This window comes from Burkholderia cepacia (assembly GCF_001718835.1).
GTDB classification, from domain to species: Bacteria; Pseudomonadota; Gammaproteobacteria; order Burkholderiales; family Burkholderiaceae; genus Burkholderia; species Burkholderia cepacia_F.
Genome location: NZ_CP013444.1, coordinates 1897614 through 1923091, shown reverse-complemented (window position 1 = coordinate 1923091; position 25478 = coordinate 1897614). Strand labels below are relative to the sequence as shown.

The following is a 25478-nucleotide window of genomic DNA, read 5'->3' as shown; positions in this document are numbered from 1 at the left end:
AACGGTCGGGCGCATATGCGTTCGGTCGGCCTTCAGCACGGACGGCGCCGCGAGCGTAGGATGGGATCGGGCGCCCGGCGTTGGTCGTCAACGCGCCGGGCGGGCAGGCGCCGCCGCATGGCGTGCGGCGCCATCCACGTGGAAGGGAGTCACGCCGATCATGCCGATCCACAATGCCGGGTGTGCGGCCGTGTTCGCCGAGATCGCCGACATGCTCGAGATCCAGGGCGCCAATCCGTTCCGGGTGCGCGCGTATCGGAACGCCGCGCGCACGATCGCCGACTACGGGCGCGATATCGCGACGATGATCGCGAACGGCGACGATCTCGGGAAGATTCCGTCGATCGGGCCCGATCTCGCGTCGAAGCTGCGCGAGATCGCCGCGACGGGCACCTGCGAACTGCAGCAAACGTTGCGTCACGCGCTGCCGGGCGCGATCGTCGAACTGCTCGACGTGCCGGGGCTCGGCGCGAAACGCGTGAAGGCGCTGCATGACGCGCTGCACGTCGATTCGCTCGAACAGCTTCGCGCCGAGGCGAAGAGCGGGCACGTGCGCGAACTGCCGGGCTTCGGCGCGAAAACCGAAGCCCATCTGCTCGAAGCGATCGACGCACGCCTCAATCACGCGCAGCAGCGTTTCCTGCTGCCGTTCGCCGAACAGTGCCTGACGCCGCTGCTCGAACGCCTGCGCGCAGTGCCGGGCGTCGGCGACACGGTGCCGGCCGGCAGTTTCCGCCGCCGCCGCGAGACGGTCGGCGATCTCGACATCCTCGTCACCGCGAGCGACCCGGCCGCGGTCACCGACGCATTCGTCGGTTACGCGGAAGTCGAGCGCGTGCTCGCGAGCGGCGCGACGCGGTCGAGCGTCGTGCTGCACAGCGGCATCCAGGTCGACCTGCGCGTCGTCGATGCCGATGCGTTCGGCGCGGCGCTCGTCTACTTCACCGGATCGAAGGCACACAACATCGCGTTGCGCAGGATCGCGCAGGCCGGCGGGCTGAAGATCAACGAGTATGGCGTGTTTCGCGGCGACGAACGGATTGCCGGCGCGACCGAAGCATCGGTCTACGAATCGATCGGGCTGCGCTGGGTGCCGCCCGAGCTGCGCGAGGATCGCGGCGAGATCGATGCCGCGCGCGCGGGCACGCTGCCGGCGCTGGTCGAGCGCAAGCATGTGCGCGGCGACCTGCATGCGCATGCCGGCCCCTCGGACGGCAAGGACGGTCAGGAAGGCTTGCGGGCGATGGCGGAGGCCGCCCGCGCGCGTGGGCTTTCGTATCTGGCGATCACCGATCCGGCGCGGCGGCCCGGCGCGCGCGGCAGCGACAGCGAGCGGCTCGCGCGGCGGCTCGACGACATCGACCGAGTCAACGCGTCGTTCGACGATTTCGTGCTGCTCAAGGGCGTGGAGGCCGGCATTCTCGAGGACGGCAGCCTCGACGTGCCCGACGCGTTGCTCGGCCGGCTCGATCTCGTGGTCGGCGTGGTGCGCGACGCGCTCGACCTGCCGCGCGCCGCGCAGACCCGCCGCGTGCTGCGTGCGATGGACCTGCCGCATTTCACGATTCTCGCGCACCCGACGGGCCGCATGCTCGGCGAGACCGACGGGTGCGACCTCGACGTGGCACGCGTGATCGCGCACGCCGCGGCGCGCGGCTGTTTCGTCGAACTCGATGCGCAGCCGCGGCGGCTCGACCTGCCGGACATCTGGTGCCGCGAGGCCGCGAAGGCCGGCGTGCCGGTGGCGATCGGCTCGGACGCGCAGCGCGCCGACGAACTGGACGATCTCGGGCTGGGCGTCGACCAGGCGCGACGCGGCTGGCTGACGCGGCCCGACGTGCTGAACACGCGCGCGCTCGCGCAATTGAGGCCGCTGCTTGCACGCACGATGGGCGCGGGCCGCGCATCGGCGCCGCGCCGCGCGAAGGGGGGCTGATGGCTGACGGCGACAGCGTGCTGCTGACCGATCTCTACGAACTCACGATGTTGCAGGCGTATTTCGACGCCGCGATGAACGACGTTGCGAGCTTCGAGTTCTTCGTGCGCGCGCTGCCGCCGCAGCGCAATTTCCTGATGGCGGCGGGGCTCGCGCCGGTGCTCGACTACCTGGAGCGCGCGCGTTTCACCGACGCCGACCTCGCGAGTCTCGCGCGGACCGGGCGCTTTCGCGCCGACTTTCTCGCGTCGCTCGCGGACTGGCGGTTCACCGGCACGGTGCACGCGATGCCCGAAGGCACGGTGTGCTTCGCCGACGAGCCGCTGCTGCGGATCACCGCGCCGCTGCGCGAGGCGCAGCTCGTCGAGAGCCGCGTGATGAACCTGCTGCACTACGCGACGCTCGCGGCCAGCAAGGCGGCGCGCTCGGTGCTCGCGGCGCCGGGGCGCCTGCTCGTCGATTTCGGGCTGCGCCGCGCGCACGGAGCGGAGGCGGGCCTGCTGTCCGCACGGGCGAGCTACCTTGCAGGCTTCTCCGGAACGGCGACGGTGCTGGCCGGAATCGCGTACGGCATTCCGACGTTCGGCACGATGGCGCATTCGTATGTGCAGGCGCATGGCGACGAGGCGCAGGCGTTCGCGCATTTCGCGCGCTCGCAGCCGGACAACGCGGTGCTGCTGATCGATACCTACGACGTGGAGCAGGCCGCGCAGACGGTCGTGGCGACCGCGCGCATGCTGGCGCCGGAGGGGATCGCGATCAAGGGCGTGCGTCTCGACAGCGGCGATCTCTTGATGCAGGCGCGGCACGTGCGCGAGATTCTCGACCGCGGCGGGCTCGCGAACGTGACGATCTTCGCGAGCGGCAATCTCGACGAATACGGGCTGCAGGACCTGCTGGCGCGCGGCGCGCCGATCGACGGCTTCGGCATCGGCACGCGGATGAACACGTCGTCCGATGCGCCGTCGCTCGACTGCGCGTACAAGCTCGTCGAATACGCAGGCGTGCCGCGCCGCAAGCGCTCGGAAGGCAAGGCGACGTGGCCGGGCCGCAAGCAGGTGTTCCGGCGGCTCGACGCGAGCGGGCGGATCGACGCCGACTGCCTGGCGCTGGACGGCGACGCGCAGCCGGGCGATGCGCTGCTGCAGCCGGTCATGATCGACGGGGCGCGACTCGCGTCGCCGTCGCTCGACGCAAGCCGCGCACATGCGGCCAGCCAGCTCGCGACGCTGCCCGCGCGCACGCGTGCGCTGACGGCGGCGGAGCCGGTCGCCGTCGACATTTCAGCGGGGCTGGCGGCGCTCGTGAAGCGGATGGACGACGGCGCCGCGTGACGGCGCGGCGCCCGCGCGCGGGCCGGGTCACGCCAGCATGCCCTCCGCGGGCACGTAGGGCAGGCCGAGCGCCAGCGCGACCGCTTCGTACGTGATGTGCCCGTCGCACACGTTCAGGCCCGCGCGCAGATGCGGATCGTCGGTCATCGCCTGCTTCCAGCCCTTGTCGGCGAGTGCGAGCGCGTGCCCGAGCGTCGCGTTGTTCAGCGCGAACGTCGACGTGCGCGCGACCGCGCCGGGCATGTTCGCGACGCAGTAGTGCACGACGCCGTCGACGACGAAGGTCGGGGCCGCGTGCGTCGTCGCATGCGAAGTCTCGAAGCATCCGCCCTGGTCGATCGCGACGTCGACGACGACCGCCCCCGTGCGCATCGTCGCGATCATGTCGCGCGTGACGAGCCGCGGCGCCGACGCGCCCGGCACGAGCACGGCGCCGATCACGACGTCGGCATCGCGCACGGCTTCGTCGATCGTGTGCGCGTTCGAGCAGACGGTCGCGATCCGGTTGGCGAACACGAGGTCGAGCTGGCGCAGCCGGTTCACGTTGGTGTCGAGCACGGTGACGCGCGCGCCGAGGCCGACCGCCATCTGCAGCGCGCCGGTGCCCACCACGCCCGCGCCGAGCACGACGACGTGCGCGGCCGGCACGCCGGGCACACCGGCCATCAGCAGGCCGCGCCCGCCGCGCGGGCTTTCGAGGTGGGTCGCCGCGACCTGGATCGACATGCGTCCGGCCACCTCGCTCATCGGCGCGAGCAACGGCAGGCCGCCGCCCGGGCCCGTCACGGTTTCGTAGGCGATGCAGACGGCGCCGGACTTCACGAGCGCCGCGGCCTGTGCGGGATCGGGCGCGAGATGCAGGTACGTGTAGAGGATCTGCCCGCGCCGCAACATCGCGCATTCCGCCGGCTGCGGCTCCTTGACCTTGATGATCATGTCGGCCTGCGCGAACACGTCGGCCGCGCCGTCGCACAGCGTCGCGCCGGCCGCCGCATAGTGGTCGTCGTGCAGCCCGATCGCGGTGCCCGCGCCGCGCTGCACCAGCACGCGGTGGCCGTGCCGAGTGAGTTCGCGCGCGCCGGCCGGCGTGAGGCCGACACGGTATTCGTGGTTCTTGATCTCCTTCGGCACGCCGATCAGCATGGGTCACCTATATGAACGCGTCCCGTTTGCAACAGTTCTCGTGTGTTACGACAGACAGGATGGGCAGCAGCTCTATATCCGGCCTTGTTGCAGCCGGTACTGCCGCTGCGGGCCCCTATGAAATACGCTGACTCGCACCTCATTCTCCGGGCGAGCTCGAAGCTCTCCAACCCATTCAGGTTTAGCGAGTCCCGGTCCTACCTGGTTTGTCATCACACTCGATTGCTGCGCAACCTTTCGACGTTCACCCTGTGTTAAACGTTGATGTTCTACTGCGCATGAACCAATCAGGCCGGTTTCACGCTCACGTAGTCCTTCCGGTACGGTCTCCCATGGGCGAGCACCGCCCAGATCGTCCGCGCCATCTTGTTGGCCAGCGCGACGATCACGACATTCGGCGGCCGCCGCTTTTTCATCTGCTCGACCCAAGGACCGGGTTCTTTCGCATGACTCAACACGGAGCGCGCGCCGTGAATCAGCAGCGTGCGCAAATACGTGTCACCGCGTTTGCTGATCCCGTGCAGGTTCACCTTGCCGCCCGTGCCGGTCTGTTTGGGCACCAGGCCCGCCCAGGCGGCGAACTCCCGGCCTGAGCTGAATGCCTTCGGATCGCCCATCATGGCCACCGCGGCCGTGGCCGTCAGCAGCCCGACTCCGGGAATCTCGCTGACCGCTTTTACGGCCGCATCCGCCTTCTTCCACTCGCGCATGCGCCGCTCGATCTCGGCGATCTGCCCGTCGAGCTTCGCCAGGCCGTTCCACTGTTCGCGCAACGTATCGATCAGCACGGCAGGTAGACGCTCCGCGATCCGCTTAAGCGCAGCCGGTATCTCCTTATCCAGCTTGGCTCGCCCCTTGCTCATCACCTCACCGTATTCCGTCAGCAACCCACGCAGTCCGTTGCTCTGCATCGTCCGGAACTTCACCAACTGCTCGCGCAGCCGGTGCAGCGCCAGCATGGCCTGCTGCATCTCGCTCTTCACTGCCACCGGCTTGCCCGGCTGCTGCACCGCCAGCCAGATCGCACGGGCATCCGCCGCATCGTTCTTGTTGCGGATGTTGAACGCCTTCACGAACTCGGCCGGCATCAGCCTGACCTCGTGCCCCATCTTCGTCAGTTGCCGCGCCCAGTGGTGCGCTCCGCCACATGCTTCCATCCCGATCAGACAGGGCGTACGGTTGGCGAAGTGCTCAAGAAACTTGGCCCGCTTGAGCGGCTTGTTCACGATCTCTCCGCTTTCCTGATCGACGTAATGCACCTGGAAAACGTGCTTGGCGATGTCCACGCCTACGGCCATACTGTTCATCGTGGATCCTCCGGTTGCCGGGAAATGCGTGCATTTTCCACCTGGGCACATCGATGCCGTTGGCCCGTGAGGATCCACCTCTTCCTCCGCACTCACATTCACGGGTGGGACGCGTTCATTTCAATTCTCCACGGGCCTTCGTTATCCGTGTTCCACCGCGGCCCGGGCGGTCGGCCGCGTTCGTCCGCGCGCACGGCGATGCGTGCGCGTCGGCGTGTCCTGTCGCGACGGCTTTATGCGGTCTTCGCGATCGGGTCCGCCGGTTCCGCCGGCGCCGCGCGCTCGGCGCGCGATTCCGCGGGCTGGATGCCCGCGCCGAACCACGGCACGTCGGCCGCGAGCGATTCGACATAGCGTGTCCAGCCGCGCGGATTGCCGGCGAACAGCTTCCCGCAGACCGGCGCGGCGAGCGCGTCGCGATCGAGCTGCGCATCGAGCAGCAACTGCGGCCACAGGCAGAACGCATGCAGCACGGCGCTCGCGAATTCGCGCACCGTCATGTGATCGAACACGTGTTCGAGCAGCGGCAGGTCGGCAAGCATCGGCCGCGTCGCGATCAGCGCGCCGATCGCGGCGTCGTCGCGCTCGCTTTCGAGCAGGCAACTGAGGGTACGCATCACGCTGCCGAGATGCAGCAGCAGCGCGCGGCGTTCGAGGGCTTCATTCATCAAGCGGTTCCTCCGGCAGGCAGGCGTGAGCGGTTTCGCGTTCATGCCTCGACTGCAGTCCTGGAATAAAAGGGTAGTAGTGCACGGATGGAAGTCAAGCGGCGGCGCGCATGAACGCCGCGACGCGGAGGCTGGCAACGCAGCGAGCGGCTTTTGCTGCTGCGCAGCGGAAAGCTCGCGCATGGCCGGGTGTCGCTCATGGAGCGCGGCCGCGACGGAAGGCCGGCGCGAAGCGGCGTCGGCCATTGCCGGACCCGCGACCGGACGCCGCAATGCACGGCGCGCGCGATTTCGGTATCGTCATACGCTTCGCGGCATGCACGCCGCGCGCCGGATCGAGGGCCGGCGAATTACCGGGACACAAGGAGACGGATTCACCATGACCGCTGCGTATTTCAGCGTGCCGACGCTTTGCGCGATCGCGCTGATCCACGTCTATTGGGCATGCGGCGGCCGAGTGGGCAAGGGGGCGGCGATTCCCGAACTCGACGGCGAGCCGGTGCTGCGGCCGAGTGCCGCCGGCACGTTCGCGGTGGCGGCGGCGCTGCTCGCCGGCGCCGGGGTGATCGCCGCGCGGGCCGGCTGGCTGGGGGCGAGCCCGCATGCGAGCGCGGTCGCGTTCGCGACCGTTGCGCTCGCATTGATCTTCGCGGTGCGGGCCGTCGGCGATTTCCGTTACGTCGGCTTCTTCAAGCACATCCGCGGATCACGGTTCGCCCGGATGGATACGCTCTGCTATTCGCCGCTGTGCGCGGCGTTGTCGCTGTCGATCGCGTCGATGTTCTGGGTGCGCTGACCGTTGCCGCGAGCGCAGTCTGCCGCGGTACGGCAGCGGCGCTCACCCGGCATGACGCGGTGCGCTGCCGCGCAGTCGGTTCAGGCGGCGGGCGTGTCGAGCGTCGACAGGAACTCGGCAGGCACCGCGTCGGTGAGCCACACGCCGTTCTCGGCCACGAAGAACCTGAAGCCGCGCGCGTGCATGCGCTGCGCGTCGATCGCGAGCACCACCGGCTTGCCGTAGCGCGTGCCGACCGCGATGGCCGTCGTCACGTCCCGGGACAGATGCACGTGATGGCGTGCGCCGGCCTTCAGCCCCTGTTCGCGAATGGAATCGAGAAAGCGCGTCGCGGTGCCGTGATAGAGCACGTCCGGCGGGCGCTGCTCCGGGTATTGCCGCTGCACGGCCGGCGTCGAGTGGCCTTGCACCGCGCGGATGCGCCGGCCGTCGTCGGATAGCGCGAAGCGCTTCTTGTCGTTGGTGGCGACCACGGCCTGAATCGTCGCCCGATCGAGGGCGCGCCCGGCGCGGGATGCGCCGGCGATGAGCGCATCGAGATCCGCCCAGCCTTCCGGGTCGAGCTGCAGGCCGACTGCCTGCGGCGCGTGGCGGAGGACGTAGCTCAGGTATTTGCTGGTCTCGTCGAGAGTCTTCTTGGTATCGGTATTCATATCGAGGCGCAAGCCTAGCAGATTTCGACGGATGACTGTCGTGCGCCGGCCGTCAGCCTGCAGTTTTCCTCATCTTTACGCCCCTCCATACCTGAAGCATTGCGATTGTTGCATTTTTCGATCTAATGAGTTGCGTTAAAATACTTTGAAATGGAACCGGTTCCATTTATGATTCGCGGGGCGTCGATTCAGGCCGTCGAGCGGGGCGCGTTTATCGGTTCTTGCCGACTTTGCCTTCGCCGGAACCGGCGACCAGGGCAAATCCGGCCCGGCAGGCGTGAATTTGTCCGACGATAAGGCCCGCAAGAGGCTTGACCGCTTTGGAGTCCGATGGAACGTGCCGAAAGCGGCTGCATGGCGGCGGGCGTTGCGCACTGCGCGAATCCGCCGGCGGCACCAAGGTAATTCGCAACACGAAATAAAAAGGGCGGCCGGGTGTATCGCGGCTCGGCCCGGCCGTCGCGCGCGGCACCGGCTGTTTGCGCGTGTTCGAAGCGCTGTCCCCAACATCATCAACCGACCATGTCCACGCCACCTGACAAACCCAACTCGCGCCGCCGTTTCCTGCGCACGTCGGTCGCGCTCGTGCCGATCGCGTCGGTCGCCGGCTGCGACCTGCGGCCGTCGTCGGCCGCCGCGACCACGGCCGGCGGCGCGCGCGCCGCATCGGCCGACGCCGCGCAAGCGCCGTACAAACCGACTTTCTTCGATGCCCGGGAGTGGGCGTTCGTCCAGGCCGCCGTCGACCGGCTGATTCCGGCCGACGCCGAAGGCCCCGGCGCGCTCGAATCGGGCGTGCCCGAATTCATCGACCGCCAGATGGAGACGCCGTATGCCCACGGCGCGACCTGGTACATGCAGGGGCCGTTCCAGCAGGGCGTGCCCGAGCTCGGCTACCAGCTGAAGCTGGTGCCGCGCGACATCTACCGGCTCGGTATCGCGGCGGTCAACCGCTATTGCGAGAAGACCCACGGCAAGGCGTTCGCGGATCTCGACGCGCCGACGCGCGATACCGTGCTCGGCGCGCTGGAGAAGGGCGGCGCGCAGATCGACGACGTGCCGCCCGGCGTGTTCTTCGGCCAGTTGCTGCAGAACACGCGCGAAGGCTACTTCTGCGATCCGGTGCATGGCGGCAATCACGACATGGCCGCGTGGAAGATGATCGGTTTTCCCGGCGCACGCGCGGACTTCATGGATTTCGTCAACCAGGGCGGCAAGCCGTATCCGTACGGCCCCGTCTCGATCAACGGGGAGCGCAGCTGATGGCCGCAGAGAAAAAACCGCATGTCGATGCGGTGATCGTCGGCTTCGGCTGGACCGGCGCGATCCTCGCGAAGGAACTGACCGAAGCGGGCCTGAACGTGGTCGCGCTCGAGCGCGGCGAGTATCGCGACACCTATCCGGACGGCGCGTATCCGAACACGATCGACGAGCTGACCTACAACATCCGCAAGAAGCTGTTCCTCGACCTGTCGAAGACGACGGTGTCGATCCGCCACGGGCTGCAGGACACCGCTCTGCCGTACCGGCAGCTCGCCGCGTTCCTGCCGGGTGAAGGCGTGGGCGGCGCGGGGCTGCACTGGTCGGGCGTGCATTTCCGGATCACGCCGGAAGAACTGCGCTTGCGCAGCCACTATGAAGAGCGCTACGGCAAGAAGTTCATCCCCGAAGGGATGACGATCCAGGACACGGGCGTGACCTACGACGAGCTCGAGCCGCATTTCGATTTCGCGGAGAAGGTGTTCGGCACGTCGGGGCAGGCGTACAAGGTCGGCGGCAAGGTGGTCGGCGACGGCAACGTGTTCGAGGCGAACCGCAGCGACAACTTCCCGCTGCCCGCGCAGCTCAACACGTATTCGGCGCAGCGCTTCTTCGATGCAGCGAAGTCGCTCGGCCTGCATCCGTACCGGCTGCCGTCGGCGAACACGTCGGGCCCGTACACGAACCCGTACGGCGTACAGATGGGCCCGTGCAACTTCTGCGGCTACTGCAGCGGTTACGCATGCTACATGTACTCGAAGGCGTCGCCGAACCTGAACATCCTGCCCGCGCTGAAACAGGCGCCGAACTTCGAGCTGCGCTCGAAGTGCCACGTGCTGCGCGTCGACCTCGACGACACGAAGAAGCGCGCGACGGGCGTCACCTACGTCGATCCGGCCGGGCGTGAAGTGCACCAGCCGGCCGATCTCGTGATCGTGGCCGCGTTCCAGTACCACAACGTGCACCTGCTGCTGCTGTCGGGCATCGGCAAGCCGTACGACCCGATCTCGGGCGAAGGCGTGGTGGGCCGCAATTTCGCGTACCAGAACCTGTCGACGATCAAGGCATTCTTCGACAAGGACACCTACACGAATCCGTTCATCGGCGCGGGCGGCAACGGCGTCGCGGTGGACGATTTCAACGCGGACAACTTCGACCACGGCCCGCTCGGCTTCGTCGGCGGCTCGCCGCTGTGGGTGAACCAGGCCGGCGTGAAGCCGATCAGCGGCATCGCGACGCCGCCCGGTACGCCGCAGTGGGGCTCGGCGTGGAAGAAGGCGGTCAAGGACAACTACGCGCACACGATCTCGATGGATGCGCACGGCACCAACATGTCGTATCGCGACGTGTACCTCGACCTCGATCCGACCTATCGCGATTCGTACGGCCAGCCGCTGCTGCGGATGACCTTCGACTGGAAGGACAACGACATCAGGATGGCGCAGTACGTGACCGGGCAGATGAAGAAGATCGCGGAGGCGATGGGGCCGAAGGCGATCGGCGTGTCGACGCGCGAGTTCGGCAAGCACTTCGATTCGCGCGCGTACCAGACGACCCACCTCGTCGGCGGCGCGATCATGGGCACCGACCCGAAGACGAGCGTGCTGAACCGCTACCTGCAGTGCTGGGACGTGCACAACGTGTTCGTGATGGGCGCATCGGCGCTGCCGCAGGGCATCGGCTACAACCCGACCGGGATCATCGCGGCGCTGGCCTACTGGTCGGCACGTGCGATCCGCGAGCAATACCTGAAAAATCCCGCCCCGCTGGTGACCGTATGAAGAGGACGATGAACCACGACGTCGCGCGCCGGATGTCGCGCGCGCTGGCGGCCGGTGCGGCATGGCTGGCGTTCGGCCTGGCGAGCGGGGCGGCCGTCGCGCAACCGGCGGCCGCGCCTGCGGCGGCCGCATCCGCGCCGCATGCCGCGGATGCGCTCGTCGCGCGCGGCGCGTACCTGGCCCGAGCCGGGGACTGCGTCGCGTGCCACACCGCGAGCGGCGGCAAGCCGTTCGCGGGCGGGCTGAAGTTCGACACGCCGATCGGCGGCATCTACTCGACGAACATCACGCCGGACCCGAAAACGGGCCTCGGCGGCTGGACTTACGAGGACTTCACGCGCGCGGTGCGCGAAGGCGTGCGCAAGAACGGCGACACGATGTATCCGGCGATGCCGTTCCCGTCGTACGCGCGCCTGACCGACGACGACATGAAGGCGCTGTACGCGTACTTCATGCACGGCGTCGCGCCCGTCGAGCACGAGAACCGTGCGGTCGACATCGTGTGGCCGCTGTCGATGCGCTGGCCGCTCGCGATCTGGCGCAAGATGTTCGCCCCGACGCCGAAGCCGTTCGATGCGGCGCCGTACACCGATCCGGTGGTCGCACGCGGCGCGTATCTGGTGCAGGGGCTCGGCCACTGCGGCGCGTGTCACACGCCGCGCGCGCCGACCATGCAGGAGCGCGGGCTGACCGACGCGGACGGTGCGGACTTCCTGGCCGGCGGCGCGGCGATCGACGGCTGGGTGCCGACGAGCCTGCGCGGCGAGCCGCGCACCGGCCTCGGCACGTGGAACGAAGCCGAGATCGTGCAGTTCCTGAAGACGGGGCGCACGCTGCGCACGGCCGCGTTCGGCGGGATGACGGACGTGGTCGGCCACAGCATGCAGCACATGACCGACGACGACCTGAACGCGATCGCGCGCTACCTGAAGACACTGCCGCCGAAGATGCAGGGCGAGACGCGTTACGCATACGACACCGCAGCCGCCAACGCGCTGCAGGCCGGCGATGCGAGCAAGCCGGGCGCGGCCGTCTATCGCGACAACTGTACGGCCTGCCACCGCAGCGACGGCCATGGCTACACGCGCGTGTTCCCGGCGCTCGCCGGCAACCCGGTCGTGCAGGGCGACGATCCGACCTCGCTGATCCACGTCGTGCTGGAAGGCAGCGCGCTGCAGGGCACGCGCACCGCGCCGTCGACGTTCACGATGCCGCCGTTCGGCTGGCGCCTGTCGGATCAGGAAGTCGCGGACGTGTCGAACTTCGTGCGCACGAGCTGGGGTAACACCGGTGCACCGGTGACGGCCGCGCAGGTCGCGAAGGTGCGCAAGGCGACGCCGGGCACGCGGCCGGAGCCGCCGCCGGGCGCGCATTATCCGCAAGCCGCACGCTGAGCGGGCGCCCGCGACGGGCCGTGGCGCCGGCCGCGTCCGTCGCGCCCAGCGCATCCGTGGCCGGCATCGCGCCGAATCACCGCGGATTTCCTCCCCGATGCCCCGACATTCCCCCGCATCGCGCCGCCGCCCGTGAAATTTTCGCGGCGGCGCGCCATTGTTCCGCCTCATCCCTTATCCTTGGACCTTACTAAACGGTTACATCTACAGGGGAGGGGGGATGCCTCATGACGTCAGCCTGATTGCGTTGCTCGCGGCCGGTTTCGGTCTCGCGATGATCTTCGGTTACTTCGCGTCGCTGCTGAAAATGCCGCCGCTCGTCGGCTATCTGCTTGCCGGGATCGTGATCGGTCCCGGCACGCCCGGTTTCGTCGGCGACCTCTCGCTCGCGCAGCAGCTCGCCGAAGTCGGCGTGATGCTGCTGATGTTCGGCGTCGGCCTGCATTTCTCGCTCGGCGATCTGCTCGCGGTGCGCAAGATCGCGCTGCCGGGGGCCATCGTCCAGATCTCGGTGGCCACCGCGCTCGGCGGCGCTCTCGCGCTGCTGTGGGGCTGGAGCGTCGGTGCGGCGCTCGTGTTCGGGCTCGCGCTGTCGGTGGCGAGTACCGTCGTGCTGCTGCGTGCGCTCGAAGGGCGCGGGCTCGTCGAGTCGGTCAACGGGCGCATCGCGGTCGGCTGGCTCGTCGTCGAGGATCTCGTGATGGTGCTCGTGCTCGTGCTGCTGCCGCCCGTCGCGGGGCTGCTCGGCGGCACGCCGCCCGGCGACGCGCACGCGGCCGGCGGCAGCGTGTGGGGCACGCTCGGCGTCACGATGCTGAAGGTCGCGGCGTTCATCGCATTGATGCTGGTGGTCGGCAAGCGCGTGTTCCCGCGCATTCTGTGGCTCGTCGCGCGCACGGGCTCGCGCGAGCTGTTCACGCTGTGCATGATCGCGGCCGCGGTCGGCATCGCGTTCGGCGCGGCGAAGCTGTTCGACGTGTCGTTCGCGCTCGGCGCGTTCTTCGCCGGGATGATGATGCGCGAGTCGGAATTCAGCCGGCGTGCGGCCGACGAGACGCTGCCGCTGCGCGATGCGTTCTCGGTGCTGTTCTTCATTTCGGTCGGGATGCTGTTCGACCCGAAGATCCTGCTCGCGGAGCCGCTGCACGTGATCGAGGTCGCGGCGATCGTGGTGATCGGCAAGACGCTCGCGGCGGTCGCGCTCGTGATTGCGTTCCGCTATCCGCTGAATACCGCGCTGACGGTCGGCGCGGGCCTCGCGCAGATCGGCGAGTTCTCGTTCATCCTCGCGGGGCTCGGCCGTGCGCTCGGGCTGCTGTCGGCCGAGGGGCAGAGTCTGATCCTCGCGGTCGCGCTGATCTCGATCGCGATGAACACGCTGCTGTTCGCGATGATCGATCCGGCGCTTGTATGGATCCGCAAGCATTCGGCGTTCGCGCGCAAGCTCGAGGCGCGCGACGATCCGCTCGCCGCGCTGCCGATGTCGACGCCGCAGACGCATCTCACCGGGCAGGTCGTGATCGTCGGCTACGGCAAGGTCGGCGCGCGGATCGCACATGCGCTCGACGAGCGCGGCATCGCGTATGTCGTCGTCGAGCAGAATCGCGAGCTCGTCGAGAAACTGCGCGCGGAAGGCGTTGCCGCCGTGTCGGGTGATGCGATCGAGCCGATCGTGCTCGTGCAGGCGCATATCGCGCGCGCCGGGATGCTGGTCGTCACGCTGCCCGACGTGTTCGACGTACGGCAGATCGTCGAGATCTCGCGCACGCTCAACCCGGCGCTCGAGGTCGTGCTGTGCACGAACAGCGGCGACGAGGCCGCGCTGCTGTCGAACGAGGGCATCGGCACCGTATTCATGGGCGAGACCGAACTCGCGCGCGGGATGACCGAGCACGTGCTCGGCAGGATGGCGAAGCCGGTCGCGGCTGCGCATTGACGGCGCGCGGCGGCCCGCTTCCTGGCAGAACGTGTCGAGCGTCAGCGCCTGCGCCATCACGCGATTGCCGGCCAGCAGGCCGCCGTCGACGGGCAGCGCGACGCCCGTGATGATCCGCGCCGCCGGCGAGGCGCGGCCGGCGAGCACAGGAACAGCGCGGCCTGCGCGACGTCGTCCGGCGTCGCGAAATCGTCGAGCGGATACCACTTCCTCAATTGCTCGAACACCTGCGGGTTGCGCTGCACGCGCGCTTCCCATGCGGGCGTCTTCATCGTGCCGGACAGCACGAGCGTTATCCAGTGGAATCGCATGCGTCTCTTGTTGTACTTGTTCGCGCGGGCAGGGTGCCTGCGGCGCGAAAAAATTGCAGGGCGCGCGGCGGGAACGCTCAAATGTTGCGAGGCGTTCCTGGAAAATGGGATGCCGCGGCGGCGAAGGGCTCGCTTTACGAGCGCGCGGCCGCCGTCGTCTGGGCCTGCACGGCTGGCTCGGGCGGCGCGAGCTTGTCCGCCTCGACCGGTGCGTCGGGCGGCACACCGAGCAGTTGCAGCGAGCCGCTCGTGACCGACGCGAACACAGGGCCGGCCACCGTGCCGCCGTAGTAGCCCTTGCCGCGCGGTTCGTCGATCATCACCGCGACGATCAGGCGCGGGTTGCTCATCGGCGCCATCCCCGCGAACAGCGCGCGGTACTTGCCCTTCGCATAGGTCGCGCCGACCTGCTTGCGCGCGGTACCGGTCTTGCCGCCGATCCGGTAGCCGTCGACGCGCGCTCGGCGCCCCGTGCCGCCTTCGCCGACCGCCATCTCGAGCATCGAGCGGATCGCCGCGGCCGTCTGCGGCGACGTCACGCGGTGGCCGCGATGCGCGTCGATCGTCTGCTGGTCGGTGCCGTTCTTCAGCAGCGACACCGGGTGCAGCGTGCCGTCGCCGGCGTAGGCCGTATAGGTTTGCGCGATCTGCAGCAGCGACATCGACAGGCCGTAGCCGTATGCCATCGTCGCCTGCTCGATCGGCCGCCAGCGCTTGTAGCCGCGCAGGCGGCCCGACGCGACGCCCGGGAACGTCAGTTCCGGCGCGCGGCCAATCCCGTATTCCTGGTACTTGTTCCAGATCGTTTCGGCGGGCAGGTTCAGCGCGAGCTTCGCGAGCGCGACGTTGCTCGACTTCTGCAGCGCCTGCGAGACTGTCAGCGAGCCGTGGTTCGACGTGTCGTGGATCACGGCCGGGCCGATCTTGTAGGTGCCCGGCGACGTGTTGATGATCGTGTTCGGCGTGACCTTGCGTTCGTCGATCGACAGCGCGACGACGAGCGGCTTGATCGTCGAGCCCGGTTCGAACGTGTCGATCACCGCGCGGTTGCGCAACTGCTGGCCGGTGAGGCGCGCGCGATCGTTCGGGTCGAAGGTCGGGTAGTTCGCCAGCGCGAGGATCTCGCCGTTCTGCGCGTCGAGCACCACGACGCTGCCGGCCACCGCGTTGTTCTCGATCACGGCCGCCTTGAGCTGGCTGAACGCGAGCTGCTGGATGCGGCGGTCGATCGTCAGCTCGATCGTCGCGCCATGCTGCGCCGGGACGAGCGGGCGCGTGTCCGACACGATGCGGCCGAGCCGGTCGCGGATCACCTCGCGCTGCCCGGACGTGCCCACCAGGCGCGCATTCGCCGCGAGCTCCACGCCTTCCTGGCCCTTGTCCTCGACGTTCGTGAAGCCGACCACGTGCGCGGCCGATTCGCCTTCCGGGTAGAAGCGCTTCGAATCGGCGATCTGCGTGATGCCGTCGATCGCGAGCTTGTCGAGCCTGCCCGCGGTGTCGGCGTCGACCTGCCGCTTGAGCAGCACGAACGTCTTGTCGTTGCCGAGGCGCCGCTTGACCTCGACGAGCGGCATGTCGAGCAGCTTCGAGATCTGCGGGTAGTCGGTGTCGGCGACCTGCTTCGGGTTCGCCCAGATTTCATAGGTCGACAGGCTGACGGCGAGCATCGCGCCGTTGCGGTCGACGATGCGCCCGCGCGTCGCGTCGAGCTCGATCGTGCGCTGGTAGCGTTTCTGGCCCTGGCCGACGTAGAACTCCTTGTTCGCGACCTGCACCCAGAACGCGCGGCCGATCAGCGCGGCGAACGCGAGGAACACGATGATCACGATCAGCTTCGAGCGCCACATCGGCAGGCGCGACGCGAGCATCGGGTTCTTGGTCGCGGCCGCGTACGGATCGGTGGGGTGGGTCTTCTTTTTCACGCTCATGCAATGGCCGGGTCGGGCCGCCGAAGGGCGGCAAGTCAGTCTGAATAATGCGATTGTAATAAATGAGTAATCGTCATGTGGGGGAAAATGCGTGATTCCGCCCCGATTTTTAGGATGCGGATGCGGGCTGAAGCCGGGAGGGGACGCGTGAAACCCGCTTGCCGAAATCGGACGCGTCCTGAAATCGAACCGTCCCTGATTAATTTTCTTGATGCGGGCCAATTAAAAACGCCCCCGGAGGGGCGTCGATATTTTCAAAACAGGAAAAACAAAATCGATAAAACTGGAATAAACCCGAAAACCGCAGACAATACGCGTCAAAAATACCTGACTATCGATCGACGGAAATGAATTCCCGGTATTCCGGCTGGACCGTGCAAGTGTCGATTTCCTGCAGCCGCCAGGCCCCTTCATGCTCGCCGGCGAGGACGGCGGAGCCCTGTTCGCGCTGGGTCGCACCGAACGACAGGCCCTTCAACTGGCACACGGCATTCCCGCTGTCGGCCGCGCAGAGCGCCATCGCGCCCTCGACGTCGCGAACCTTGCCCCAGGTTGGAAGATCCATGCCCTGATGTGCCTCGCGCGACCACAGTCCCTCGTCGGTATCGACCCACAGTACCGCGAACGAGTGCCGGGTTGCTGATTCGCTGCCATTAATCCGAATGGTGAGGCGCATTGTGATCGTCTCCTAAAAGAATGACACATTCGACCAGGTTAGCTTGGATAGTCTAGATAGACTGGTGTGAAACGCAAGACGCAATGCGCAATAAATGAACATTGCGCACATCCGCATTCCACATGAAATGACGTCTGACGAAAATCGCTGCGCAGCCGCGCCTGCCGCGTGACGCCCGCCGCAGGCGGCATTGCGCTGGGTGGCGGTGTGTCGCGCCGCGTCGCGCAACTGCGCGCGGGGACTGCGGGCGCGTCGATGTGTCGCGCCTGATTCGAGGGGGCCGACTCCGGCCCGGACCGCGCGCGGCCGCCGGAGCCACACACGCAGACAATCGCATACAAATCGGCACACTTTCACGAAACTTTCGGGACAGACTTGTCCCGAACCCGGCCTCACACTGGCAAGGTCCCGACTGGCGTTGCTGCCCTCATTCGCGGCGCCGCCCGCGTCGCCCCTCGTGCCGACTCGTCGCGCGGCGGATGCCGGATCGGGACGCCGGGCACGCTCGACGGCCCGCAGACCGACAGCCGTACGTCCGGCGCCAGCGCGCCGGGCGTTGCGCCGCCCGGCCGATTCATCGAAGGAGACTATCGTGCTGATCTGGAAAACCGCGTTGTCGCTCAACTGGCGCACGAGCCTCGTGTCGCCGGCCAGCGCACCGGTCGCGGCGGCGAACGTCGGGCGGCTGGTGCTGACCGGCGCAACCGGCTTCATCGGCAGTACCGTTCTGACGGCGCTCGTCAATGCGGGGCTGCTCGACCGCATCGTCTGCGTCGTGCGCGCGCAGGATCGCGGCCATGCCGTCGCGCGGCTGCGCGAAGCGGCGCTGCGCGCGGGGCTGGCACCGTACTGGGCGTCGCGCCTGACCGACGCGAACGTGATCGTCGGTGCGCTCGGCGACGTGTGGCAGGGCGCCGACGCGGCCCGTCTGGCGCAGGCAACGCATGTGATCCACTGCGCGGGCCACGCATCGACGGCGGACGGCGAACACCTGCAGGCCGACGTCGACGAGTCGCTGCGTTTCGCCGCCCGGTTTGCGCACGCCGCGCAGCTGCAGCGCTTCGTGTACGTCGGCACCGCGTTCGTGCACGGCGGCCGGGGCGGCACGGTGCTGGAGGATGCGCCGTCCGGCGCGGCACACGCCGCCGCGGATCCGGGCGAAGCGCTCGCGGGCGCGGTGCTCGCCGCGGACTACCTGCATGCGAAGGCGGAGACCGAGCAGCGCCTGCGTGCGCTCGGGCTGCCGCTCGTCGTGGTGCGGCCGTCACACGTGGTCGGCCACACGGTACTCGGCACGCGGCCCGCGCCGAATTCGTTCTGGATGTTCCGGCTGGCGCACGCCGCCCGCCGCTTCACCGCGCGACCGATGACGCGTATCGATATCGTGTCGGTGGACGACGTGGCGCGTGCGACGATGCTGCTGGCCGTCAAGCCGACGCTCGCGCACGACCTGTATCACGTGTCGGCCGGCGACGAGGCGCCGCAGGTCGCGCAGATCGTGCGCGCGATGGACGAGGCGGCGGGAATGACGGGCGCACCGCGCTACGCGGCGTGTGCGCCGGCCGAATTGCCGCTCGTGGTGCGCGACGTGCTCGGACGAACCGATCCGGCGCTCGAGCGCGTGATCGGCCGGGCGTTGCAGCGCTGCGGGGAATTCGCGACGGTCGATCGCGTGTTCGACAACCGGCGCGTGCGCGACGAAATCGATTTCGAGCCGCTGCCGTTCATCGATTACGTCGAGGAATGCATGCGCACGTCGCGTGGCGTGGCCGTGACCGAGCTGATGCGCGGCGAGGCCTGAGCCCGCGCGCGGGGCTGGGGCTTACGGCGCGCTGTCGCCGAGCTCGATGAGCCGGTCGAGCGCGCGATAGATGTCTTCGAGGCCGTCCTGGCCGAACCGCGATTCGAGCTGCCGGTACTGCTCGTCGATCCGCGGGCCGATTTCCGTGACCAGTTTCCTGCTTTGCGGCGTCAGGCTCACCAGCAGCCGGCGCTGATCTTCCTGCGCGCGCGTGCGCGTGATCAGGCCGTCGCGCTCCATCCGTTCCAGCACGCCGGTGAGGCTCGGGCTCAGGATGCAGCAGCGCCGCGCGATCTGTCCCGCTTCGAGCGCTTGCGCCGGTTCGCCGTCGAGCACGCGGATGATCCGCCATTGCTGTTCGGTCAGCGCGAATTCCTTGAGAATGGGGCGGAACAGACCCATCAGCGTTTCGCGGGCCTCGAGCAGCAGCATGGCCAGGTTGCGATGGTCGAGCGTACGGTTCATCGGGGTGGGCAGTGGACGGGGACGCATCAATCTTAACAGCCGAAGGGAGTGAATTTCGCCTATCAGGGTAATCGAGGTTGCCAGCGTTCGATTGTTTACTTAAGATGTTAAGTATTGACGATGCGCCGCGACGCGCGGCAGGGGAATGACGCATGGAGCTGTCTTGCATGACCGCCGCGGCGCCGCCGTTGCCGGTCGCCGTCGGTACCGTCTACGGTGCGCTGCTCAACGAGCGTGCGGCGCTCGACGCGCTCGGCGATGCCGTGAACGCACCGCCTTACGGCCGCCCGCCGCAGGCGCCGATCCTGTACATCAAGCCCGCCAACACGCATGCGGCCGACGGCGCGACCGTCGTCGTGCCGGCCGGCGTCGACGCGCTGGAGATCGGCGCGTCGGTGGCCGTCGTGTTCGCCCGGCGCGCGACGCGCGTGCCGGCCGCGCTGGCGCTCGACTACCTTCACGGCTTCACGCTCGCCAGCGACGTGTCGGTCCCCCATCCCGACTACTACCGTCCGGCCGTGCGCTTCAAGTGCCGCGACGGTTTCTGCCCAATGGGCCCGGCCATCGTGCCGGCCGCCGCGCTCGGCGATGTCGACACGATCGGCCTGACCGTGCGGATCGACGGCGAGGTGGCCGCGTCCGCCTCGACGGCCACGCTGATCCGCTCCGTGCGCGAACTGATCGCCGACGTGACGGCCTTCATGTCGTTCGACGCGGGCGACGTCTTGCTGCTTGGGGTCGCGGGCGGCGCACCGCGCGCCCGCGCGGGCAGCACGATCGAGATCGCCGCCGCCGGCATCGGCACGTTGCGGCACACGCTGATCGCGGAGGAAACACGATGAAGACGGCACGCGTGATCTACAACGGCGCATTGCATGCGGCCGAACCGGCCGGCGACGGCGCGATCCGTCTCGATACGGGGCGAATCGTTGCCGAGGACGCGGTTGCGTGGCTGCCGCCCGTCGCGCCGCGCACGACGTTCGCGCTCGGCCTCAACTACGCCGACCATGCGAAGGAGCTCGCGTTCAAGGCGCCGAGCGAACCGCTGATCTTCCTGAAGGGGCCGAACACGTTCATCGGCCACCGGTCGCGCACCGTGCGCCCGGCGGACGCCACCCACATGCATTACGAGTGCGAGCTGGCCGTCGTGATCGGCCGGCCCGCGCGCAACGTGAGCCGCGCGCAGGCGCTCGACTACGTGGCCGGATATACGGTCGCGAACGACTATGCGATCCGCGATTACCTCGAGAACTACTACCGTCCGAACCTGCGCGTGAAGAACCGCGACACCTGCACGCCGCTCGGGCCGTGGTTTGTCAGCCGCGACGAGATCGGCGATGCGGGCGACCTGACGCTGCGCACGACGGTGAACGGCCGGGAGACGCAGCGCGGCAGCACGCGCGACATGATCTTCGACGTGCCGGCGTTGATCGAGCACATCAGCGGCTTCATGACGCTCTCGCCGGGCGACCTGATCCTGACCGGTACGCCCGAGGGGCTGGCGGACACGAAGCCGGGCGACGAGGTCGTGACCGAGATCGAAGGGATTGGCCGGCTCGTGAACACGATCGTCGGCGAAGCAGACTACTATCGCGCCGGCTGAGCCCGTCGCCCAAGGAGAGAGCATGACCATCAAGCACTGGATCGACGGCCGCGAAGTCGAGAGCCGCGAGACGTTCACGACGCTGAATCCCGCGACGGGGGAAGTCATCACCGACGTCGCATCGGGCGGCGAGGCCGAAGTCGACGCGGCCGTGCGCGCCGCGAAGGCAGCCTTCCCGAAATGGGCGAACACGCCTGCCAGGGAGCGCGCGAAGCTGATGCGCAAGCTCGGCGAGCTGATCGAGAAGAACGTGCCGATGCTCGCGGCGCTGGAGACGCAGGACACCGGCCTGCCGATCGCACAGACGAGCAAGCAGCTGATTCCGCGCGCGTCCGAGAACTTCAACTTCTTCGCGGAAGTCTGCGTGCAGATGAACGGCCGCACCTATCCGGTCGACGATCAGATGCTGAACTACACGCTGTACCAGCCGGTCGGCGTGTGTGCGCTGGTGTCGCCATGGAACGTGCCGTTCATGACCGCGACATGGAAGACGGCGCCGTGCCTCGCACTCGGCAACACGGCCGTGCTGAAGATGTCGGAGCTGTCGCCGCTGACGGCCGACCAGCTCGGCCGCCTCGCGCTCGAAGCCGGCATTCCGCCGGGCGTGCTCAACGTCGTACAGGGTTACGGCGCGACGGCCGGCGACGCGCTGGTACGCCATCCGGACGTGCGTGCGGTGTCGTTCACCGGCGGTACGGTGACCGGCAAGCGGATCATGGAGCGTGCGGGCCTGAAGAAGTATTCGATGGAACTCGGCGGCAAGTCGCCGGTGCTGATCTTCGACGACGCCGATTTCGACCGCGCGCTCGACGCGTCGCTGTTCACGATCTTCTCGATCAACGGCGAACGCTGCACGGCCGGCTCGCGGATCTTCGTGCAGCGCACGATCTACGATCGCTTCGTGCAGGAATTCGCGCGCCGCGCGAACAACCTGGTGGTCGGCGATCCGTCCGATCCGGCCACGAACCTCGGCGCGATGATCACGCGCCAGCACTGGGAGAAGGTGACGGGCTATATCCGCATCGGCGAGCAGGAAGGCGCGCGCGTGGTCGCGGGCGGCGCGGACAAGCCGGCGGGCCTGCCCGACCACCTGCGCAACGGCAACTTCGTGCGGCCGACCGTGCTGGCCGACGTCGACAACCGGATGCGCGTCGCACAGGAGGAAATCTTCGGGCCGGTCGCGTGCATCATCCCGTTCGAGGACGAAGATGAAGGGCTGCGGCTCGCGAACGACACGTCGTACGGCCTTGCGTCGTATCTCTGGACGCAGGATGTCGGCAAGGTACATCGCCTCGCACGCGGCATCGAGGCCGGGATGGTGTTCGTGAACAGCCAGAACGTACGCGACCTGCGCCAGCCGTTCGGCGGCGTGAAGGAATCGGGCACCGGGCGCGAGGGCGGCGAATACAGCTTCGAGGTGTTCGCGGAGATCAAGAACGTGTGCATCTCGATGGGTTCGCACCACATTCCGCGCTGGGGCGCGTAAGCGGCGCGTGGAAGAACGCTACGGAGAGACTCACGATGGGCAAACTGTCCCTCGCCGCGAAAATCACGCACGTGCCGTCGATGTACCTGTCGGAGTTGCCCGGCAGGCATCACGGCTGCCGCGAGGCGGCGATCCGCGGCCATCAACTGATCGGCGAGCGCTGCCGCGCGCTCGGCGTCGACACGATCGTCGTGTCGGACGTGCACTGGCTCGTCAACGCCGGCTATCACGTGAACTGCAATGCGCGATTCGCGGGCACGTACACGAGCAACGAGCTGCCGCATTTCATCCGCGACATGGAGTATGCGTATCCGGGCAACCCGGCGCTCGGCCGGCTGATCGCCGAGACGGCCAGCGCGCGCGGCGTCGCGACGCGCGCGCACGAGATCGACAGCCTCGAACTCGAATACGGCACGCTCGTGCCGATGCGCTACATGAACGCCGACCAGCACTTCAAGGTCGTGTCGATCGCCGGCTGGTGCATGTGGCATCAGCTCGATGAAAGCCGGCGCTTCGGCGAGGCGCTGCTCGAAGCGATCGAGAAGAGCGATTCGAACGTCGCGTTTCTCGCGAGCGGATCGCTGTCGCACCGTTTCAACGACAACGGCAGCCCCGAGGAATCGATCCACCAGATCAGCCGCGAATTCTTCCGGCAGGTCGACCTGCGCGTGGTCGAGCTGTGGAAGCAGGGCGATTTCAGGACCTTCTGCGCGATGCTGCCGGAGTACAACACGCATTGCCACGGCGAAGGCGGGATGCACGACACGGCGATGCTGCTCGGCCTGCTCGGCTGGGACCGTTACGACAAGCCGGTCGAGATCGTTACCGACTATTTCGCGAGTTCGGGTACCGGGCAGATCAATGCGATCTTTCCGGTGGCCTGAGCACCGCCACGCCGTGCATCTGACAGATCTGACAGGAGAATCGTCATGCCACATATCGTCGTCGAATACACCGCGAACATCCGCGACGACGCACGCATTCCCGCGCTGCTGCGCACGATCAACGCCACGCTGATCGCGCAGGGCGGCGTGTTCCCGACGGGCGGCATCCGCTCGCGCGCGATCGAACTGCAGGACTACTGCGTCGCCGACGGCACGGAGGACGACGCATTCGTGCACGTGACGCTGAAGATCGGCTCGGGCCGCAGCGACGCGCAGAAAAAGGCTGCGTGCGACGCGCTGTTCGACGCGATCAAGGCGCATTTCGCGGAACTGTACGCGAGACGCTACCTCGCGCTGTCGATGGAACTGACCGAGTTCAGCGAAAGCGGCTCGTACAAGCACAACAACATCCATGCCCGCTACAAGCGGGCCGGCTGAACCCCATTCCCGATCCGACCATGTTCGAAACCGCCCTCATCGACCAGCTCGCGCAGCGTCTGCACGACGCCGAACGCGAGCGCAAGCAGATCCGCCAGATCTCGCTCGACCATCCCGACATCACGATCGACGACGCGTATGCGATCCAGCGCGCGTGGGTCGCCCTCAAGCTCGCGGAAGGCCGCACGCTGAAGGGCCACAAGATCGGCCTCACGTCGAAGGCGATGCAGAACTCGTCGCAGATCGACGAGCCCGACTACGGCGCGCTGCTCGACGACATGTTCTTTGCCGACGGCGGCACGATTCCCACCGGGCGCTTCATCGTGCCGCGCGTCGAGGTCGAACTCGCGTTCGTGCTCGGCAAGCGGCTCACCGGCCCGGACTGCACGATCTTCGACGTGTACGACGCAGTCGACTACGTGGTGCCCGCGCTCGAGATCATCGACGCGCGCAGCCAGTCGATCGACCCCGACACGAAACGGCCGCGCAAGGTGTTCGACACGATCGCCGACAACGCGGCGAACGCGGGCGTGGTGATCGGCGGGCGGCCCGTGAAGCCGCAGGACGTCGACTTGCGGTGGGTCGCGGCGATCATGTCGCGTAACGGCGTGGTCGAGGAAACAGGCGTCGCGGCCGGCGTGCTGAACCATCCGGCGAACGGCGTCGCGTGGCTCGCCAACCGGCTGGCCCGCTTCGACGTCGCGCTGGAGCCTGGGCAGATCGTGCTCGGCGGTTCGTTCACGCGGCCGTGCGCGGCGCGATCGGGCGACACGTTCAGCGTCGACTACGGCCCGCTCGGGACGATCCAGTGCTACTTCGAGTGAGGTGAGCGAACGATGCGGATTCCTACGAATGTCTTCAAGGCCGCGCTCGCGCGCGGCGACGCGCAAGTCGGGCTGTGGCTCGGGCTCGCCAATCCGTACAGCGCGGAAGTGGTCGCGGGCGCCGGTTTCGACTGGCTGCTGATCGACGGCGAGCATGCGCCGAACACGGTGCCGACGATTCTTGCGCAGTTGCAGGCGATCGCGCCGTATCCGTCGCATCCGGTCGTGCGCGTACCGTGGAACGATCCGGTGATCGTCAAGCAGGTGCTCGATCTCGGCGCGCAGACGTTGCTCGTGCCGATGGTGCAGAGCGCCGACGAGGCGCGTGCGGCGGTGGCCGCGACGCGTTATCCGCCGCACGGGATTCGCGGCGTGGGCAGCGCGCTGGCGCGTGCGTCGCGGTGGAATCGCGTCGGCGATTACCTGCATCGCGCGAACGACGAGATGGCCGTGCTCGTGCAGGTCGAGACACGCGCGGGGCTCGACGCGATCGATGCGATAACGCGGGTCGAGGGCGTGGACGGCGTGTTCATCGGGCCGGCGGATCTCGCGGCCGATCTCGGGCATCTCGGCCATCCGGGGCACCCGGACGTGCAGGCCGCGATCGATGGCGCGATCCGGGCGATCAAGGCGGCCGGCAAGGCGCCGGGCATTCTCAGCGCGGATGAGGCGGCCGCGCGGCGTTATCTGGAAGCGGGAGCGCTGTTCGTCGCGGTCGGGGTCGATACGACGCTGCTGGCGAGGAGTGCGGAGCGGTTGGCGGGGCAGTTCAAGGGGAAACCGTCCGACGCCGCGAAGCAGGGCGACGGCACATACTGAAGGCGCGGCGAATCGAATGTCGCCGTGACGCG

The 25478-nt window shown here is 68.0% G+C and carries 22 protein-coding genes and 1 pseudogene; 15 read left to right on the top strand and 8 right to left on the bottom strand.

Going from position 1 to position 25478, the window contains the following annotated elements; all coding sequences use genetic code 11:
• Positions 1 to 160 precede the first annotated feature (160 nt).
• Together polX and WT26_RS28590 are read left to right on the top strand one after the other, a co-directional pair.
• Positions 161 to 1936, top strand: a complete 1776-nt coding sequence (gene polX / locus WT26_RS28595) for a DNA polymerase/3'-5' exonuclease PolX (RefSeq protein ID WP_069274528.1) — start codon at positions 161 to 163, stop codon at positions 1934 to 1936.
• Complete coding sequence (locus tag WT26_RS28590; protein WP_069271330.1) at positions 1936 to 3270, top strand: nicotinate phosphoribosyltransferase; 1335 nt, start codon at positions 1936 to 1938, stop codon at positions 3268 to 3270. Before polX ends, WT26_RS28590 begins: the two co-directional genes overlap by 1 nt.
• A 27-nt stretch (positions 3271 to 3297) precedes the next feature.
• Here WT26_RS28590 and ald read toward each other — a convergent pair whose 3' ends face one another.
• From ald to WT26_RS28575, 3 genes are all read right to left on the bottom strand, one after another.
• Positions 3298 to 4413 carry an alanine dehydrogenase gene (ald, locus tag WT26_RS28585; protein ID WP_069274527.1) on the bottom strand — a complete coding sequence of 372 codons (1116 nt, stop codon included), beginning with the start codon at positions 4411 to 4413 and terminating at the stop codon, positions 3298 to 3300.
• Positions 4414 to 4700: 287 nt separating this feature from the next.
• Positions 4701 to 5720 carry an IS110 family transposase gene (locus WT26_RS28580; RefSeq protein WP_069270906.1) on the bottom strand — a complete coding sequence of 340 codons (1020 nt, stop codon included), beginning with the start codon at positions 5718 to 5720 and terminating at the stop codon, positions 4701 to 4703.
• 233 nt (positions 5721 to 5953) lie between these two features.
• On the bottom strand, positions 5954 to 6388 hold the full coding sequence (locus WT26_RS28575) for a hypothetical protein (protein ID WP_080405865.1): 435 nt from the start codon (positions 6386 to 6388) through the stop codon (positions 5954 to 5956).
• Between the two features lie 379 nt (positions 6389 to 6767).
• Between WT26_RS28575 and WT26_RS28570 the strand changes: the two genes are divergently transcribed.
• Entirely contained in the window at positions 6768 to 7184 is a 417-nt protein-coding gene (locus WT26_RS28570) for a DUF3995 domain-containing protein (RefSeq protein WP_069274526.1), read from the top strand.
• An 80-nt stretch (positions 7185 to 7264) separates the two neighbouring features.
• Here WT26_RS28570 and WT26_RS28565 read toward each other — a convergent pair whose 3' ends face one another.
• On the bottom strand, positions 7265 to 7837 hold the full coding sequence (locus WT26_RS28565; RefSeq protein ID WP_069274525.1) for an RNA 2'-phosphotransferase: 573 nt from the start codon (positions 7835 to 7837) through the stop codon (positions 7265 to 7267).
• A gap of 522 nt (positions 7838 to 8359) precedes the next feature.
• Here WT26_RS28565 and WT26_RS28560 point away from each other — a divergent pair.
• The 4 genes from WT26_RS28560 (at position 8360) to WT26_RS28545 (ending at position 14208) form a co-directional block, all read left to right on the top strand.
• Positions 8360 to 9100, top strand: a complete 741-nt coding sequence (locus tag WT26_RS28560; RefSeq protein ID WP_069274524.1) for a gluconate 2-dehydrogenase subunit 3 family protein — start codon at positions 8360 to 8362, stop codon at positions 9098 to 9100.
• On the top strand, positions 9100 to 10878 hold the full coding sequence (locus tag WT26_RS28555) for a GMC family oxidoreductase (protein ID WP_059899479.1): 1779 nt from the start codon (positions 9100 to 9102) through the stop codon (positions 10876 to 10878). Before WT26_RS28560 ends, WT26_RS28555 begins: the two co-directional genes overlap by 1 nt.
• Positions 10875 to 12272, top strand: a complete 1398-nt coding sequence (locus WT26_RS28550) for a cytochrome c (RefSeq protein WP_069274523.1) — start codon at positions 10875 to 10877, stop codon at positions 12270 to 12272. The genes WT26_RS28555 and WT26_RS28550 overlap by 4 nt, the downstream gene beginning before the upstream one ends.
• A 220-nt stretch (positions 12273 to 12492) precedes the next feature.
• Positions 12493 to 14208: a cation:proton antiporter gene (locus WT26_RS28545; protein ID WP_069274522.1), complete on the top strand. Its 1716-nt coding sequence runs from the start codon at positions 12493 to 12495 to the stop codon at positions 14206 to 14208.
• A 27-nt stretch (positions 14209 to 14235) separates the two neighbouring features.
• Here the strand turns inward: WT26_RS28545 and WT26_RS28540 are convergent.
• The 3 genes and pseudogenes from WT26_RS28540 to WT26_RS28530 form a co-directional block, all read right to left on the bottom strand.
• A pseudogene (locus tag WT26_RS28540) lies at positions 14236 to 14495 on the bottom strand (SDR family oxidoreductase); the annotation flags it as partial.
• A 158-nt stretch (positions 14496 to 14653) separates the two neighbouring features.
• On the bottom strand, positions 14654 to 16450 hold the full coding sequence (locus tag WT26_RS28535) for a peptidoglycan D,D-transpeptidase FtsI family protein (RefSeq protein ID WP_069274520.1): 1797 nt from the start codon (positions 16448 to 16450) through the stop codon (positions 14654 to 14656).
• Positions 16451 to 16781: 331 nt separating this feature from the next.
• Positions 16782 to 17126 carry a DUF3564 family protein gene (locus WT26_RS28530; protein ID WP_069274519.1) on the bottom strand — a complete coding sequence of 115 codons (345 nt, stop codon included), beginning with the start codon at positions 17124 to 17126 and terminating at the stop codon, positions 16782 to 16784.
• A gap of 592 nt (positions 17127 to 17718) precedes the next feature.
• On the opposite strand from WT26_RS28530, the gene WT26_RS28525 reads away from it, so the two are divergent.
• Positions 17719 to 18927 (top strand): SDR family oxidoreductase, encoded by a 1209-nt coding sequence (locus tag WT26_RS28525; RefSeq protein WP_069274518.1) that lies wholly within the window; start codon positions 17719 to 17721, stop codon positions 18925 to 18927.
• A 21-nt stretch (positions 18928 to 18948) separates the two neighbouring features.
• Here the strand turns inward: WT26_RS28525 and hpaR are convergent, their stop codons facing one another.
• Positions 18949 to 19392, bottom strand: coding sequence for a homoprotocatechuate degradation operon regulator HpaR (gene hpaR, locus WT26_RS28520; RefSeq protein WP_069274517.1), 444 nt, complete (start codon positions 19390 to 19392; stop codon positions 18949 to 18951).
• Between the two features lie 152 nt (positions 19393 to 19544).
• Here hpaR and WT26_RS28515 point away from each other — a divergent pair, with 152 nt between their 5' ends.
• From WT26_RS28515 to hpaI, 7 genes are read left to right on the top strand one after another with little or no spacing between them, the layout of a single operon-like run.
• Positions 19545 to 20234, top strand: a complete 690-nt coding sequence (locus WT26_RS28515) for a fumarylacetoacetate hydrolase family protein (RefSeq protein ID WP_069274516.1) — start codon at positions 19545 to 19547, stop codon at positions 20232 to 20234.
• The gene (locus tag WT26_RS28510; protein WP_059530536.1) at positions 20231 to 20995 is read left to right on the top strand and encodes a fumarylacetoacetate hydrolase family protein; all 765 of its coding nucleotides are present in this window, start codon (positions 20231 to 20233) and stop codon (positions 20993 to 20995) included. Before WT26_RS28515 ends, WT26_RS28510 begins: the two co-directional genes overlap by 4 nt.
• 22 nt (positions 20996 to 21017) lie before the next feature.
• A complete protein-coding gene (hpaE, locus tag WT26_RS28505) occupies positions 21018 to 22481 on the top strand; it encodes a 5-carboxymethyl-2-hydroxymuconate semialdehyde dehydrogenase (protein WP_069274515.1) in 1464 nt (487 codons plus the stop codon).
• A 35-nt stretch (positions 22482 to 22516) separates the two neighbouring features.
• Positions 22517 to 23365, top strand: a complete 849-nt coding sequence (gene hpaD, locus WT26_RS28500; RefSeq protein WP_059530542.1) for a 3,4-dihydroxyphenylacetate 2,3-dioxygenase — start codon at positions 22517 to 22519, stop codon at positions 23363 to 23365.
• Positions 23366 to 23410: 45 nt separating this feature from the next.
• Complete coding sequence (locus tag WT26_RS28495) at positions 23411 to 23803, top strand: 5-carboxymethyl-2-hydroxymuconate Delta-isomerase (RefSeq protein WP_059530544.1); 393 nt, start codon at positions 23411 to 23413, stop codon at positions 23801 to 23803.
• A 20-nt stretch (positions 23804 to 23823) separates the two neighbouring features.
• The gene (gene hpaH / locus WT26_RS28490; protein WP_059732768.1) at positions 23824 to 24627 is read left to right on the top strand and encodes a 2-oxo-hept-4-ene-1,7-dioate hydratase; all 804 of its coding nucleotides are present in this window, start codon (positions 23824 to 23826) and stop codon (positions 24625 to 24627) included.
• 12 nt (positions 24628 to 24639) lie between these two features.
• Positions 24640 to 25446, top strand: coding sequence for a 4-hydroxy-2-oxoheptanedioate aldolase (hpaI, locus tag WT26_RS28485; RefSeq protein ID WP_069274514.1), 807 nt, complete (start codon positions 24640 to 24642; stop codon positions 25444 to 25446).
• Positions 25447 to 25478 lie beyond the last annotated feature (32 nt).